This is a genomic window from Corynebacterium mycetoides (genome assembly GCF_900103625.1).
Lineage (GTDB): Bacteria > Actinomycetota > Actinomycetes > Mycobacteriales > Mycobacteriaceae > Corynebacterium > Corynebacterium mycetoides.
Map to the genome: position 1 here is coordinate 158,245 of NZ_LT629700.1, position 14,927 is coordinate 173,171.

At 66.4% G+C, this 14,927-nt stretch carries 12 protein-coding genes, 1 tRNA gene and 1 pseudogene; 5 read left to right on the forward strand and 9 right to left on the reverse strand.

Annotated features, from left to right (window positions below; genetic code table 11):
- Nucleotides 1-2: 2 nt before the first annotated feature.
- The 4 genes from glmU to BLS40_RS00860 all read right to left on the reverse strand — a co-directional run bounded on the left by glmU (nucleotide 3) and on the right by BLS40_RS00860 (nucleotide 3,959).
- The gene (gene glmU, locus BLS40_RS00845) at nucleotides 3-1,445 is read right to left on the reverse strand and encodes a bifunctional UDP-N-acetylglucosamine diphosphorylase/glucosamine-1-phosphate N-acetyltransferase GlmU (protein ID WP_092147510.1); all 1,443 of its coding nucleotides are present in this window, start codon (nucleotides 1,443-1,445) and stop codon (nucleotides 3-5) included.
- Nucleotides 1,446-1,472: 27 nt separating this feature from the next.
- A complete protein-coding gene (locus BLS40_RS00850; protein ID WP_092151991.1) occupies nucleotides 1,473-2,687 on the reverse strand; it encodes an MFS transporter in 1,215 nt (404 codons plus the stop codon).
- Between the two features lie 88 nt (nucleotides 2,688-2,775).
- Nucleotides 2,776-3,369 carry a DUF2335 domain-containing protein gene (locus tag BLS40_RS10905; RefSeq protein ID WP_157672420.1) on the reverse strand — a complete coding sequence of 198 codons (594 nt, stop codon included), beginning with the start codon at nucleotides 3,367-3,369 and terminating at the stop codon, nucleotides 2,776-2,778.
- 170 nt (nucleotides 3,370-3,539) lie between these two features.
- Nucleotides 3,540-3,959 carry a hypothetical protein gene (locus BLS40_RS00860; protein WP_092147516.1) on the reverse strand — a complete coding sequence of 140 codons (420 nt, stop codon included), beginning with the start codon at nucleotides 3,957-3,959 and terminating at the stop codon, nucleotides 3,540-3,542.
- A 634-nt stretch (nucleotides 3,960-4,593) separates the two neighbouring features.
- On the opposite strand from BLS40_RS00860, the pseudogene BLS40_RS00870 reads away from it, so the two are divergent.
- The 5 genes and pseudogenes from BLS40_RS00870 (at nucleotide 4,594) to BLS40_RS00890 (ending at nucleotide 11,079) form a co-directional block, all read left to right on the forward strand.
- A pseudogene (locus BLS40_RS00870) lies at nucleotides 4,594-5,213 on the forward strand (TetR/AcrR family transcriptional regulator).
- On the forward strand, nucleotides 5,213-8,803 hold the full coding sequence (mfd, locus tag BLS40_RS00875) for a transcription-repair coupling factor (RefSeq protein WP_092147519.1): 3,591 nt from the start codon (nucleotides 5,213-5,215) through the stop codon (nucleotides 8,801-8,803). The pseudogene BLS40_RS00870 and the gene mfd overlap by 1 nt, the downstream one beginning before the upstream one ends.
- A gap of 13 nt (nucleotides 8,804-8,816) precedes the next feature.
- A tRNA-Leu gene (locus tag BLS40_RS00880) sits at nucleotides 8,817-8,890 on the forward strand.
- 37 nt (nucleotides 8,891-8,927) lie between these two features.
- Nucleotides 8,928-9,416, forward strand: a complete 489-nt coding sequence (locus BLS40_RS00885) for a pyridoxamine 5'-phosphate oxidase family protein (RefSeq protein ID WP_092147522.1) — start codon at nucleotides 8,928-8,930, stop codon at nucleotides 9,414-9,416.
- Nucleotides 9,417-9,588: 172 nt separating this feature from the next.
- Nucleotides 9,589-11,079: an HNH endonuclease signature motif containing protein gene (locus BLS40_RS00890; protein ID WP_231908473.1), complete on the forward strand. Its 1,491-nt coding sequence runs from the start codon at nucleotides 9,589-9,591 to the stop codon at nucleotides 11,077-11,079.
- Here the strand turns inward: BLS40_RS00890 and BLS40_RS00895 are convergent.
- From BLS40_RS00895 to BLS40_RS00915, 5 genes are read right to left on the reverse strand one after another with little or no spacing between them, the layout of a single operon-like run.
- Nucleotides 11,073-11,933 carry a prenyltransferase gene (locus BLS40_RS00895; protein WP_092147525.1) on the reverse strand — a complete coding sequence of 287 codons (861 nt, stop codon included), beginning with the start codon at nucleotides 11,931-11,933 and terminating at the stop codon, nucleotides 11,073-11,075. The two genes, BLS40_RS00890 and BLS40_RS00895, sit on opposite strands and share 7 nt — an antisense overlap.
- Complete coding sequence (locus BLS40_RS00900) at nucleotides 11,930-12,217, reverse strand: lycopene cyclase domain-containing protein (protein ID WP_092147528.1); 288 nt, start codon at nucleotides 12,215-12,217, stop codon at nucleotides 11,930-11,932. The genes BLS40_RS00895 and BLS40_RS00900 overlap by 4 nt, the downstream gene beginning before the upstream one ends.
- Nucleotides 12,214-12,525, reverse strand: coding sequence for a lycopene cyclase domain-containing protein (locus tag BLS40_RS00905; RefSeq protein ID WP_092147531.1), 312 nt, complete (start codon nucleotides 12,523-12,525; stop codon nucleotides 12,214-12,216). Before BLS40_RS00905 ends, BLS40_RS00900 begins: the two co-directional genes overlap by 4 nt.
- Entirely contained in the window at nucleotides 12,525-14,075 is a 1,551-nt protein-coding gene (crtI, locus tag BLS40_RS00910; protein WP_092147534.1) for a phytoene desaturase family protein, read from the reverse strand. The genes BLS40_RS00905 and crtI overlap by 1 nt, the downstream gene beginning before the upstream one ends.
- Nucleotides 14,065-14,919, reverse strand: a complete 855-nt coding sequence (locus BLS40_RS00915; protein ID WP_092151995.1) for a squalene/phytoene synthase family protein — start codon at nucleotides 14,917-14,919, stop codon at nucleotides 14,065-14,067. The genes crtI and BLS40_RS00915 overlap by 11 nt, the downstream gene beginning before the upstream one ends.
- Nucleotides 14,920-14,927: the final 8 nt, after the last annotated feature.

Sequence of the window (14,927 nt, forward strand, 5' to 3'; positions counted from 1 at the left end):
CTTTACTTCTCGTGCGTGGCGGCGGCCGCCGCTCTTGCCGCGTCCGTGCCTGGGCGGTTGTGCTCCACCCAGCCTTCGATGTTGCGCTGGCGCCCTTCCTTGATGGCCAAGGCCCCGGGGGGCACATCTTTCGTGACAACAGTACCCGCGCCGGTGTAGGCGCCGTCACCCACGGTCACCGGGGCGACAAAGGTGGTGTCGGAGCCGGTGCGGACATTGTTACCGATGGTGGTGTGGTGTTTGTTCACGCCGTCGTAGTTGGCGAAGACGCTGGAGCAGCCGATGTTGGAGTTGTCGCCGATGGTGGCGTCCCCCACGTACGTCAGGTGCGGGATCTTCGAGCCAGTCCCGATCACGGCGTTCTTGGACTCCACGAAGGTGCCGAGCTTGCCGCCCGCGCCCAGTTCGGTGCCCGGGCGCAGGTAGGTAAACGGGCCGACGGTGGCGTCGGCGCCGATGACGCTGAGCGATCCTTGGGTGCGCGTCACCGTGGCACCCGGGCCGACCTCCATGTCGGTCAGGGTGGTGTCGGGGCCGATCTCGGCTCCGTTGCCAATGACGGTGGAGCCCCAGAGCTGGGTGTTCGGGTGGATCACCACGTCGGAGCCAATCTCCACCTCCACTCCGATCCATGTGGTGGCCGGGTCGATGACGGTAGCCCCTCCGCGCATGGCGCGCTCCACGAGGCGGCGGTTGAGCTCCTTGCCGGCCTCGGCGAGCTGGACTCGGTCGTTGACGCCGGCGAGCTCGCGGGCGTCGGGGGCGGTGAAGGCGGCCACGGTGCGGCCGTCGGCGCGGGCGATGCCGAGGACGTCGGTGATGTAGAGCTCGCCCTGGGCGTTGTCGGAGGTGATCCGCGTCAAGGCGTCGCGGAGCACGGCCCCGTCGAACGCGAAGACGCCGGAGTTGACCTCGGTGACGCGCTTCTGCTCCTCGTCCGCGTCCTTCTCCTCGACGATCTCGACGACGCCGCCGTCAGCGTCGCGGATGATGCGGCCGTAGCCGGTGGGGTCGTCGAATTGGAGGGTGAGTACGGTCACCGCGGCGTGGGCGTCCTCGTGAGCGTGGATGAGTTTCTCAATGGTCGCCCCCCGCAGCAGCGGCACGTCACCGTTGGTGACCACGACGGTGCCGTTGAAATCCGGCACGGCGGTAAGCCCGACCTGCACGGCGTGGCCGGTGCCCTTCTGCTCCTCCTGCACGGTCTGCAGAATCTCGATACTCATCTGCTCCGCGATCTTCTCCACTTCGGGGGAGACCTGGTCGCGCTGGTGGCCCACAACGGCGATGACGTGTTGCGGGGACACCTCCGCGGCCGCGTGCAGTGAGTGCGACAGCAGGCTGCGCCCGCCGATTTCGTGCAGCGTCTTCTGCTTGGCTGATTTCATGCGGGTGCCGGCGCCGGCCGCGAGGACGACGACGGCGCAGGGGGTCTGCTCATTCATGCACACAGCATAACGCCAGACATCTCGCTAGGCGGAGACGTCCTTGAGGTTCCACGCGCCCACGACGCCGGCCGCGCCGAGGACCGCCAGGAAGAGGAGCGCGGCCTGAGTGCCGTAGGCGGCCACGGCGGAACTGATCGCGCCCACGACCAGCAGCACGACGCCCATCACGGTGTTCGAGGCGCCCGTGATCAGGGTGCGCCGCTCTCCCTCGGCCATGTCCACGAGGTAGGTCTTGCGGCTCACACGCACGGCTGTGTGCGCGAGGTTGACGGCGAAGAATCCGGCGGGCATGACGAACGCATTCACGCTTGTCGACGCCACATTGGCGCTCACCACCAGAAGAACAATCACCACCGAGGCCGCGGCGGCCGCCCACGCCATCGTGAGCCGGGAGGACCTGTCGGACCAGATGCCCGAGATGCGCCCACCCACCAGCGCGGCCCCGCCGGAGGCGATAACGAAGGCTCCGAGATTGGACAAGTTGGCACCTTGCTCCTGGGCCAGAACGACGATGAACGGGGTTGACAGGGCGGTGACCAGCATCAGTGAGCGGACGAGAAGGAAGCTGCGCAGCTGAGCGTCTTGGGACACGAGATCCCAGGTGACCTTGATCCAGTTTTCGTCGGGGGCCTCCGCACCGTCCTCCGGTTCCGGTTCCCGAATCCCCTGGAACACGAAGGAGGCGAGGGCCCACGTCGACGCGCCGGCTAAGAGGAGGGCGACCACGACCCACCGGGGGAGGTCGTTCGGCAGAAACGCCAGGGCGAGGCCGATCGCCAGGGTGAACGCGCCGGAGAGGGCGGTGGCGCGGCCTGTGATGAGGCCGCGCCTGCCCTTGTCGATGGTGCGGCCCTGGACGTCCTTTCCGGCAATGGAGCACAGCGCGCGGAAGACGCTCAGCGCGGCGAGGCAGGCGATGACCCCGACGCCCAGCGCGACACCGCTTAAGGTGGCAGCGGCCACCGCGATGCCCACGGCGGAGATCGCCTGCCCCCAGGAGCCGATCAGCCACACGCGCTTGCGGCTCGACTGCGAGCTGACCCAGGGGCTCAGCGCGGCCTGGGGGAGCATGGAGCCGGATTCGCGCACGGGCACGAGAAGGCCGGTGAAGAAGGCAGGGACACCGGCGACGGTGAACAGCCACGGAAGCAGGGTCTTCGCGGCGACGATCTGATCCCCGATGCCTTGCAGCCCGTTGGCCCAGATGAACCGTTTGGCATTGTATTCTTGGTTCTCCACGCCCACAGACTACTCTTGGACCCGACTTAACCTGGTAAGAGAGCTTCTGGTGGCTGCTTTCCCGTTGACGCGTCTGGCCAGAGCTTGTCTATTCTTCGACGTCCCTAGAAGCTGCAACAGGATGCTCGGATGAAGACTTCTGCTGATCACGGTTGAGGAACGTCCTCACGAGGGGTGTGAGAGATGCGAGACCTAGGATCGTCGCGCCGATGAGCGACTCTGGAGGATCTAGGAAGAACAGACAGCAGAGAATCCCGACGATTGAGCCGATCGAGATGGTGGTCGCGACTATAAAACCCGCTTTGGCTTCCCAGATGGCGTGATCAAATGCCTTCCGCGCTATGCGGCGATCCTCCACGGTGTCGTCATGTGCATCATCGAGAATGCGTTTGCCGAGCCCGGGTTGAATGCTTTCGTAGCCCTCAATGATGTGGGGCGGGGGAACAGGGCCCGAGTAGGAGTGACCAATGATGTGGCCGCGATCGGTTAATTGCCCTTCAATCCCCGGGATTGCTGGCTGATTCGGCGGCTGATATTGCCCCCAACTTGGTTGAACGCCCGGATTTGTCTGGTCTGGGTACTGCGACGGGCGGTCCTCAGGGCCTTGTCCACTTGGCTCGAATGGGTGAAAGCGATCTTGTCCATCCCGCGCATTGTGGAGTGGAACATCGTCATGGCTCATACCATACCTTTTCTGAGTTCTATCTGTCTCATTTGCACAGTGTAAGGCGAGATCTGGCGGGATGTGCACCGCAAGATATGGGGTTACGACAGCGCAATCGTCTTTGTATCCGGCACGCCACTATCTAACCGTTTTAGAGCGAGGCTTCTTGGGAGGGGAACAATTTTGCGTTACCAGCCGTATTGCTCGGCCTTCTGAGCGACAGCCGCGCATAACTCTTGGTCATCGATGTATCCCTGTTCGCATCCGTGCATGGTTTGAAGCTCGCCGGAAGACGGGTTCGGGTTTCTGTTGGCATCGTGGCCGTACCCGCACTTGTACGCCGGGCACGTGCCCCCGTCCGCCATTGGTATTTCGTCGAGGCGTTGTTCCTCCTCCAAGGCGCGAAGTTCTTGCTGAGCATTAATGGCTGCAGCGGGCCCGAATTGGGTGTCGTAGCTCGGGTCTGCACCGAGGTTTGCCGCGGTGCAGTTGGCCGGATCCAAGACGTATGCATCCGTGCCGGCGCATCGGTACCCGTTCCCGGGGGTTGTGAAGATCGGGGCAGTAGCCACGGTCTCGGTGGCAGACGCCTTAGTTCCCGTCTCCACGCCTGAGGACGATATCTCCGTCGTGGTTGTGGCCACGGCGGAGGTGGTCGGTCTCGTAGTGGTCGGGATCGAAGATGGCGGGGCCGTCTCACTCGTTGCCGAGGTGGAGTCGCTCTCCGCGGAGCCACAGGCCGCGAGTGCCCCTGTAAGAATGACGGTGCAGAAGAAATGCAGGACGCGTTTCACGATTGTGTCTTCCGGTTCAAGGTCTTTTGAGTGTGCGCATTGTAGGCCACAATAGCGCCCCTGCAGTACTGGCCCCGTACTCCGCACCGTCATCAGATGTTCCAGGCAGGGAGCGTGTGGCGACATAAAAGCCCGAGGCACGCGAGTAGCAAGACTTGCCTCTGCCCGTGGTGGGTGGGGCGCGAGGCCACGACATTTCCACGACATATGGTGTGGAAACGCGTCAAAATCGACCTAAATCGGGGTCTGAGCGGAGCCTTCGAAAACCGTCTTTCACCAGCGAAAATGCCACTTACACGAACACAGCAAAAAGCTTCCCCACCAGGACTCGAACCTAGAATGACGGTACCAAAAACCGTAGTGTTGCCAATTACACCATGGGGAATTATTAGGCGATAGTGTAGCGCACGGGGACGCAAGTAAAGTATCGGGTATGGCTCGTCAGCGAATGACCGGTACGCAGCGCCGGGAGCAACTTGTCGGCGTGGGCCGGGCCGCCTTCGCGGAGCGCGGCTTCGACGGAATTTCCGTGGAGGAGATTTCCTCACGCGCCGGGGTGTCCAAGCCCGTCGTCTACGAGCACTTCGGGGGCAAGGAGGGGCTGTACTTAGCCGTCATCGAGGCGGAGCAGGAACGCCTGCTCACCTCCATCATGTCCTCCATCGGCGAGGGCCGGTGGCGCGAGCGCATCGAGCGGGGGATCGTGGCTCTGTTGTCGTATGTGGAGGATCACACGGACGGTTTCGTCATTCTCGTGCACGGCCAGGTGCCGGGCGGGGAGCAGACGTACTCGACGCTTCTGAGTACATTTACTGCCCAGGTGGCGGATTTGTTGGGGAGGCGTTTAGCCACCGCGGCCTCGACCCGGAGCTGGCACAGCTGCACGCCCAGGCGATCGTGGGCGCGGTGTCGATGACGGCGTTGTGGTGGCTGGACCAGCGCTCGCCGGACAAGTACGCTGTGGCGACCCATGTGGCCAACCTGTGCTGGAATGGGTTGTCTGGGCTGGAGTCGCAGCCGAAGATCATTGAAACGGTGGGGGGAACAAACGTGAAGGGATCTAACTAGTGTCCGATACCGCTCCCGCGTTAGGCGGGTTGCTTACCCGTGCCCTGGCCGACCCGAAGCTGAAAGGGCTGGTCAACAACATTGGCGCTGAGCGCCTGCATGTCACGGGCATCGACCAGTCCCGCGCGTGGGCCGCCGCGGCGTTGGCGCGGGAGGTTCCGGTCTTGGTGGTCACCGCCACCGGGCACGAGGCCGAGGATCTCACCGCGGAGCTGAAGGCGTTGCTTGGCGTCGATAAGGTGGCTCATTTCCCGTCGCTGGAAACTCTGCCGCACGAGCGGTTGTCCCCGGCGGCGGACGTTGTGGGCGCTCGTTTCAAGGTGCTGCATGACCTTCCCCGCGTCATCGTCACTGCCGCGCGGGGTGTATGCCAGCCGGTGCTGCCCGCAGTTGACCCGATTTCCGTGGTCCGCGGCGCGGAGTACGACTTCACGCAGCTCACCCAGGACGTCACCCACTTCGCCTACGAGCACGTGGACATGGTGACCAAGCGCGGGGAGTTCGCCACCCGCGGCGGGCTGATCGACATTTTCCCGACCACCGCCGAGCACCCGGTGCGCATCGAGTTCTGGGGCGACGAGGTCACCGACATCCGCGCGTTCGCCGTCGCTGACCAGCGCACCTTTGAGGGCGAGGACGGCGACGTCACCGAGGTCGAGCTGTTCCCCGCCCGCCAGCTGCTTATCGACGCCCCCGTGGCCCAGCGCGCCGAGGAACTCGCCCGCAACCACCCCTCGAATCCGACGCTCGTGCAGATGCTGACCCGCGTTTCGGAGGGCCACCACGCCGACGGGATGGAGGCGCTCATTCCGGCGCTGACGGACAAGCCTTTCCGCGTGCTGCCGGAGCTCATGCCGTCCGGCTCGGTGGTGCTGGTGACCTCGCCGGAGAAGGTCCGCGCCCGCATCGCGGATTTGGAGGCCACCGACAAGGAGTTCTTGGAGGCCGGGTGGGAGGCAGCCGCGATGGGGGCGGAAGGCCCGGTGGCCGTCGAGGGCCTCGACGTCTCCGCGTCGGCGTACCGTTCGTTCGAGTCGCTCGAGGTCTCGGCGCTCAAGGCGGGCAATTCCTGGTGGACGTTCGCCCCGCCGGGGATGTTCGCCGCAGACGATTCGCAGACTCTGCCGCTGGAGTTCGACGCGGCGCCGGCGCCAAAGGGCGACCCGAAGGCCATCGAGCAGCTCTACGCCACGCTGAAGCTCCACGTGCAGAAGAACAACGGCACCGCGGCGTTCGTCGCCCCGGCGAAGGGGATCGTGGAGCGCTTCGCGGAACGCCTGCGCGAGCACGGCGTCTCCGCGCGGATTGCCACGCCGGGGCTGGAGCCCGTCGACGGCCAGGTCACCCTCTACCAGGCACTCTCGCACGCCGGCCTGGTGTTTCCGGGGCCGAACCTGGTCGTGGTCACCGAGACGGATGTGACGGGCAACCGCGTCGGCGACATCGCCGGCGCGAAGCGCCGCGCCCCGAGGCGCCGCAACAGGGTGGACCCGCTGGCTCTCACGCCCGGCGATTTCGTGGTGCATGACACCCACGGCATCGGCAAATTCGTCAAAATGGCGGAGCGCACCATCAAGGCGGGCGACGAGGACTCGCGGCGTGAGTACATCGTGCTCGAGTACCAGCCTGCGAAGCGCGGCCAGCCGAATGACCAGCTGTGGGTCCCCATGGAATCTCTCGACCTGTTGTCGAAGTACTCGGGTGGGGAGCAGCCGTCGTTAAGCAAAATGGGCGGCTCCGATTGGAAGAACACCAAGAAGAAGGCCCGTGCGGCGGTGCGCGAAATCGCCGGGGAGCTGGTGGAGCTCTATGCCAAACGCCAGGCCGCGCCGGGTCACGCGTTCGCCCCGGACACTCCGTGGCAGGCGGAGATGGAGGACAACTTCCCGTTCGTGGAGACGGAGGACCAGCTCGCCGCCATCGAAGCGGTCAAGGACGACATGGAAAAACCCGTGCCCATGGACCGGGTGATCGTGGGTGACGTGGGCTTCGGCAAGACCGAGGTCGCGGTGCGCGCGGCGTTCAAGGCGGTGCAGGACGGCATGCAGGTCGCGGTGCTGGTGCCCACGACGCTGCTCGCCCAGCAGCACCACGCCACCTTCACTACCCGCATGGACGGTTTCGGGCTGACGATCCGTGAGCTCTCCCGTTTCACCTCGTCCAAGGAGTCCAAGGAGATTCTCGCCGGGCTTGCCGACGGCTCCGTGGACATCGTCATCGGCACCCACCGCCTCCTGCAGACGGGTGTGCAGTGGAAGAACCTGGGCTTGATCGTGGTGGATGAGGAGCAGCGTTTCGGCGTGGAGCACAAGGAGCACATCAAGGCGCTCAAAGCGCACGTGGACGTGCTGACCATGACAGCGACGCCGATCCCGCGCACGCTCGAGATGTCGCTGACCGGCATCCGCGAGATGACGTCGATCACAACCCCGCCGGAGGACCGCCACCCGGTGCTGACGTATGTGGGGCCGCAGGAGGAAAAGCAGATCGCCGCCGCGATCCGCCGCGAGCTGCTTCGCGACGGCCAGGTGTTCTACATCCACAACAAAGTCTCCGACATCGAGAAGGCGGCGCGCCGGATCCGGGAGCTGGTGCCGGAGGCGCGCGTCGTCGTCGCGCACGGGCAGATGTCGGAGCAGCTGCTGGAGCAGACGGTGCAGGGCTTCTGGAACCGCGAGTACGACGTGCTGGTGTGCACCACGATCGTCGAGACTGGTCTGGACATCGCCAACGCGAACACCTTGATCGTGGAGAATGCCCAGAACATGGGCCTGTCGCAGCTGCACCAGCTGCGCGGCCGCGTCGGCCGTTCCCGCGACCGCGCGTATGCCTATTTCCTGTACCCGAAGGACAAGACTCTCACGGAGACCTCCTACGACCGCTTGGCCACGATCGCCCAGAACAACGACCTCGGATCCGGCATCGCCGTGGCGCAGAAAGACCTGGAGATGCGCGGCGCCGGCAACGTGCTGGGCGCCGAGCAGTCCGGGCGCATCGCGGGCGTCGGGTTCGACATGTACGTGCGCCTGGTCGGGGAGGCCGTGGAGACGTACAAGGCGTTGATGACCGGGGAGACCGTCGACGCTACCGACAAGGGGCCGAAGGAGATCCGCATCGACCTGCCTGTCGACGCCCACATCCCCGAGTCCTACGTCAACTCCGAGCGCCTGCGCTTGGAGATTTACCGCAAGCTCGCCGAGGCGCGTGACGACGCCGACCTGCGCACCGTCGCTGATGAAATGGCCGACCGCTTCGGGCCACTGCCCACCGAAGTCGAGCGGCTCCTGGCGGTCGCCCGCCTGCGCCATCAGGCACGCCGGGCCGGGGTCACTGACATTCTGGTGCAGGGCACCCGTATAAAGTTCCAGCCCGTCGAGCTGCCGGATTCCAGGCAGGTGCGGCTCAAGCGCCTCTACCCGGGTGCCACCTACCGCGCGGCGGCGAAGGTGCTGCAGGTGCCGTTCCCGCGCGCGGCCAAGGGCGTCAACCAGCCGAATCTGCGCGACACGGAGCTGCTGCAGTGGGTTTCGAACTTCCTGTCCGACATGTTCGACGTGGAGAATGTCAAGGTGTTCTCGGTCAGCGAGTAAGGTGTCAGGGCACGCCCCTATAGCCCAATTGGCAGAGGCAGCGGACTTAAAATCCGCGCAGTGTGGGTTCGAGTCCCACTGGGGGCACCGCGCGGGGCCGCCCGCGGTGCGTACACTGGCGCCCATGGATACTCACGAGATGACCAAGAGCGACATTGTCGAGATCATGCGCGGCAAGTCCATCGGAATGCTCACGACCGTGGGCGGCGACGGCGGGCTCTACTCGCACCCGATGGACACCCAGGAGGTCACCGACGACGGTGACGTGTACTTCGTGGTGGGCAAGGACAGCGAGCAGGGGCGCTGGCTCAAGGACACTCCCCAGGCGAACATGGCGTACTCGGACGCGGGATCTTGGCTGTCCGTGGCCGGCACGGTCCGCTTCCTCGAAGGGGAGGAGCGCGCCGAGAAGATCGACCAGCTCTGGGACGACTCCATGTCCTCCTACTTCGACGGCAAGGAGGACCCGAACTTGGGCGTGGTGCTCCTCGATTCCGAATCCGCCCAGTTCTGGGGCCACAAGGACGGCCGGGTCGCGGCCCTGTTCGATCTCGTCCGCACCCGCGTGACCGGCGAAGAGTCCGGGGACGGCACCGCAACGGTCGAGCTTTAAGCCCGTTCAGCGCTCCGGGGGGCGCTTTTTTCGGCCCGTTGTCGCATTCGAACGTGTCCACTAAATTGCACCTGAAGAATCTGGCAAATACCCTTGCTTGCGATTGTGTGTTCGATTGTTGTGGGTGGTGATCGAAGGGGGGATCATGGTTGACGGTACACATGGGGTGGTCATGCCCGAACGTTTCTTCCGCACGCAGCGCCCGGGTGATGCTGTGTGCGCGCTTGGGCAGCGCAAGCGCGACGCGGAGTACGAGTTGTATGGCGTGTGGGCGGACCCGGCCTACGACGTGTCCGATTTCGAGTGCGAGGTCACCCGGATCGCGGAGGCGGCGGGCGAGTCGCGCAGCGGGGTGGAAAAGGCGATCTTCGCCTACCGGCGCCTGGCGGACCTGCCGTGGCTGCGCGCGGTTCACGACGCCACACGCGTGCTCGACGTGCGCAGGCTGATCGCCGTCGACGCCGCGATCGCGGAACTCGGCCCGGATCTTGCCGGTGAGATACTCACCGCACTCGACGAGTTCGCCGCGGCGATGTTCACCCCGACAAAGGCCAACCAGCCGCTGCCGACGCCGAAGGCGATCACCCACCGGATGCGCAGGTTCATCGCCACACTCGACGAACAGGTGGGCTACAACCCGGCGGACAGGAAGCGGCGCACCCGCGACAACGACGCGTTCGCGGTGCACGATTTCACCGCCGGCACCCGCTCAGGTGTCACTATCGAGTGCGATAACGCCACCCACGCGGCGATCAGGCAGTTCCGCCGCCAAATCGCCCGCGAGCGCAAGGTCAGCGAGGAAGAAGCCACCAGGCTCATCCTCACCGGCCGGCTCACCTGCGATATCACGGTCACCCTCTACGGCTACGCCCCACTGACACCCGACAAACAGGTGGTGGCGGGCGCGGCGATGTTCTTCCCCGGCAGCGGCTGGACCGATAGCGCGGCAGGCGCAGTCCTCGACGACATGACAGGCGGTACCCCGCCGCGCATCATTGATCTGGACAGTGTCGCCGATGATGAGGCCGCAGGCTACACCCCGACTGCCGGGATGCGCGCTTACGCCACCGCCCGCGACGGTGTGTGCATATGGCCCGGGTGCACCACGCCTGCGCAGCACTGCCAGCTCGACCACCGCGTGCCCTACCGCGACGGTGGTGCCACCGTCGCGGGCAACCTGTACTCGCTGTGCCAGACGCACCACAACGCCAAGACCGACCGGCGGGCCTACTACCTTGTCGACCCGGCCACCGGCGATGTCGTGTGGCTGTTCGCCGACGGGACCTACCACTTGTGCGAACCCGAAGGGTTCATCGGCTCCCAACTCGGCGTATCCACCCCGAGGTGGAACACCGATGTGGATACCCGCCGTAAGAAACGCGACCGGATGAGCACCTTCTTCGCCCGCGGCCACGCATTACTCGACACCTACGACACCACCCACGATTACCCCGCCTGCGCACGCGCCCTGACCGAGCTGGAAGAAGAATACGGCATGACATTTCCCTACCCGCCCGAACCACCCACACCACCCACACCAGTGGTCCACCACAACGCGGGACTAGCAGACGAATGCACCGAACCCCTCGACCACTACGAAGCCCGAATCGAACGCCTCATCGCCAACGACCCCTACCTCACACACGGAAACACGATCTACTGAGGCGGGAACACGAAGAACAGGACCGAAACGGTGATCACCCCTCCCGTGGCGAAGTTCAGCCAGAGGAACACCCGCCACGCGCGGTTGACCGAGGCCGAGGTCTCGTCCGTGACGTTGGCAAAGCGGGCGGTGTTCACCGCGTAGCCCACTCCCAGCAGCGCAACGACCCAGCCGGGGAAGGGCAGCGCCAGGCACAGGGCCGCGGAGACGAGGTAACCCGCGCAGGCGAGGCGAGTGGTGGTGCGCGCACCCAGGCCGGTGGCAACCGAGCTCAACCCGCCCTCCCTGTCGGCGACGACATCCTGGACCGCGCCGAGCGCGTGGCTCGACATGCCCCAGAGGAAGAAGGCGGCCGCGGCGAGCCAGAAGCCGGGTTCGACGCGCGGGTCCGCGAGGGTTGCGCCGACAATCGCCGGAAGGGTGAAGTGCGAGGACGAGGTGATCGAATCGAGGACAGGCACTTCCTTGAAGCGCAGGGGCGGGGCGGAATAGGCGTAGACGGCGAACAGCGCGAGGCTGAGCCACAGCGCCGAGGTGGCGGTGCCGTGGAGGTAGAGGAAAAGCGCTGGCGGGAGCGTCGTTAAGCCTGCCGCCAGGAGGAGGGGCCTGTGCAGCGATTTTGGCAGCACGGCGCCCTCGATGCCGCCCTTGCGCGGGTTGCGGATGTCGGATTCGTAGTCGAAGACGTCGTTGATGCCGTACATCGCGATGTTGTACGGCACGAGGAAGAACAGGAACCCGAGCCAGAACAACCCGTCGAAGCGGCCGGTGTCCAATAGGTACGCCAGGCCGAACGGAACGGCGGTGTTGACCCAGCTGATCGGGCGCGAGGCGGCGAGGATCGAGCGGATCATGGCTTCCTTCCGGGCCACAGCGCGGACACGGCGAGGCAGGCGAACACCGCGTAGAAGAGGTCTTCGACCGGGATGAGGCCGAGGTAGATCCCGAGGTTGTTCGCGGCGGCGTACCCCATCAGGCCGGCGGCCACCATGAGGTTGTCGAAGAGGATGGTCAGAGTGAGCAGAACCGCGGCGACAATCGCGGTGGCCTTGGTCTGCGAGGCGTACGCGTGACGACGCGCCCACCACAGGCCCGCCGCGCCCACCAGGAACGGCAGGCTGATGAGCAGGTACGTCACGGCTGCACCACCTTCCGGGCGGCAGAGGTCAGGTTCATGGTCAAGTACGTGAGGAAGAACAGGAAGATCGGTTCCTCGAGCGGCATCTCCGGGGCGAGCTCGACGCCCGTCATGTAGGGGGAGTCGCCCCGGTAGAACGTGCCCGTGGCGATCCCGGCCGCGTCCCACGCGAGGAACAGGGCGACGAGGGACAGCGAGAGCACCGCGGCGCGGCGCGGGTCGAGAAAGAAGGCGAGCCGCCAGCGCCGGTCGCACAGCACCATGCAGGCGATGCTGAGCAGGAGGAACGCGAGGTAGAACAGGTGCATCATCGTTCCTCCGCGAGCGGGCCGGGGGAGCGGTCGCCGCGCAGGCGCTTGACCACGTTCTCCGCGGAGATCAGGCACATCGGAACCCCGACGCCGGGCAGCGTCGTGGCGCCGGCGTAGTAGAGGTTGCCGAGCTTCTTCGATGCGTTGCGCCCGCGGAAGAACGCCGACTGCCGCAGGGTGTGGGCGGGGCCGATGGAGCCGCCCGACCACGCCCGGTAGCGCTCGGCGAAATCGGACGGGCCGAGGGTGCGCATCACGGTGATGCGCTCCCGGAAGTCGTCGATGCCGCACCACCGAGCGATCTGGTCGACGGCCGCCTGGGCGACCGCGTCGACGGCGGGCGACGCCTCGGGCTGGTAGAGGTCGCCGTGGCCGAAATCGGTGGCGGCCGGCACGGGGACGAGGACGAACAGGTTCTCGCACCCCTCGGGGGCCGTCGACGGGTCGGTGGCAGAGGGCATCGACACGTAGATGGAATGCGAAGAATCGAGCGGGCGTTCCGCGACGGGGCCGTCGAACACCGCATCGAAATCGGTGTCCCAGTCCTCGCCGAACAAGAGGTTGTGGTGGGCCAGCTGCGGCAGCTTCGAGTCGGTGCCGAGCATCACCAGCACCGTGCCCAGCCCGGGGTCGCGGGCGCCGAACCACTTCTCGTCGTAGGTGCGTTTCTCCGGCGGGAGCAGGCGCGTCTCCGTGAAGTGGAGGTCCGCGGCGGAGACGACGACGTCGGCGCGGAGGAGCTCGCCGCCGACAAGCCTGACCCCCGTGGCGCGGGAGCCGGAGTACGTGATGGCGCCGACGTCCGCGCCCAGCCGGAACTGCGCCCCGTTCTCCCGGGCGAGCTCGGCGAGCGCTTCCACCACGGCCGCGAAACCGCCCTGCGGGTACTTCACGCCCTGCACGAGGTCGGTGTGGCTCATCAGGTGGTACATCGACGGCGTCCGCGCGGGATGCGAGGACAGGAACACGGCCGGGTAGGTGAGCATCTGGCGCAGCCGGGTGTCGGCGAAGCGAGCGGCGACGAACGAGTCCAACGGGACCGTGAGCAGGCGGGCGAGGTCGAGGTAGCGGCGCCGCAGCCCGGGGGCGACGAAGGGGCGCGCCGAGCTGAACGTCGTGTAGAGGAACCTCTCGACGGCCATGTCGTAGGTGTCGCGCGCCGAGTCCAGGTAGTCGGCCAGGGCGGCGCCGGCGCCGGGCTCGAGGGCGTCGAACAGCGCGATCGCCTCCCCGCGGCCCGATTCGACGTCGATGGGGTCGCGGCCCTCGGGAAACAGGCGGTAGGCGGGGGTCAGATCGACGAGGTCGAGCACATCCTCGGTGCGCTTGCCGAACAACGCGAAGAAGTGGTCGAAAGCGTCCGGCATGAGGTACCAGGACGGCCCGGTGTCGAAGCGGTAGCCCGCCACGACTTCCTCCCCGGAGCGTCCGCCCAGGGTGTCGAGGCGCTCGACGACCGTGACGCGGTACCCCTCGCGCCCGAGCAGGGCGGCGGAGGCCAGGCCGGCGACGCCGGCGCCGATCACGATGGCGGATTTATCGGGCACGGGACCTCCTCAGGGCGCGGGCGGTTACGTAGAGCTTACGGTGGCGGGGAACGGAAATGCGGGTGGTGGTCACGGTGGCGGCGGGGGCGGCGTCGATACGCGTCGCGAGCTCGGAGAACAACGCCTCCGCGGCGGCGACGGCGCCGCGGGCGGAACCGGGGATCAACGGGATCGCGCGGCGGGCGCGCTCGAGGTCGCGGCGGATGTCGGCGACGAGCGCGGCCTTGGTTTCGCTGGTCAATTCCCCCGCGTCGAGCTCGGGGAAGTAGGCGCGACCCAGTTCGCCGCGGTCCTCCGCAAGGTCGCGCAGGAAGTTGACCTTTTGGAACGCCGCGCCGAGCGCCCGCGCCCCGGCGTCGAGTTCCGCGCGATCGGCGGCGGAAACCGGTTCCTGCGCGACGAAGGCCGCGACGCACATCAGGCCGATGACCTCCGCAGACCCGTAGACGTAGGCGTCGAAGTCCGCCGGCGTGTACGCGAATTGGGTGACGTCGCGGCGCATGGAGTCGAAGAACGCAGTGACGTGGGCGTCGTCGAAGCGGCAGCGGCGTGCGCTGTTCGCCCAGGCGTGGATGACCGGGTCGGTGTGGAACCGGGTGGCGGGGGCGGCCAGGACCTGCGCCTCGTAGGCGTCGAGAAGCGGCGCCGCGTCGCTGCCCGCCGCGCCGTCGACGATTTCGTCGGCGATGCGCACCATCGCGTAGAGGTTGCGGATGTCGGTGCGCACGCGCGGCGCGAGAAAGCGCGTGGCCAGGGAGAAGCTCGTCGAGTACTGGGCGATCACCTGCGCGGCGGCGCGGTCGCACATCCGGTCGTAGAGGGCCAGTGCCCGGGGGGATTCCATGCCGCCCA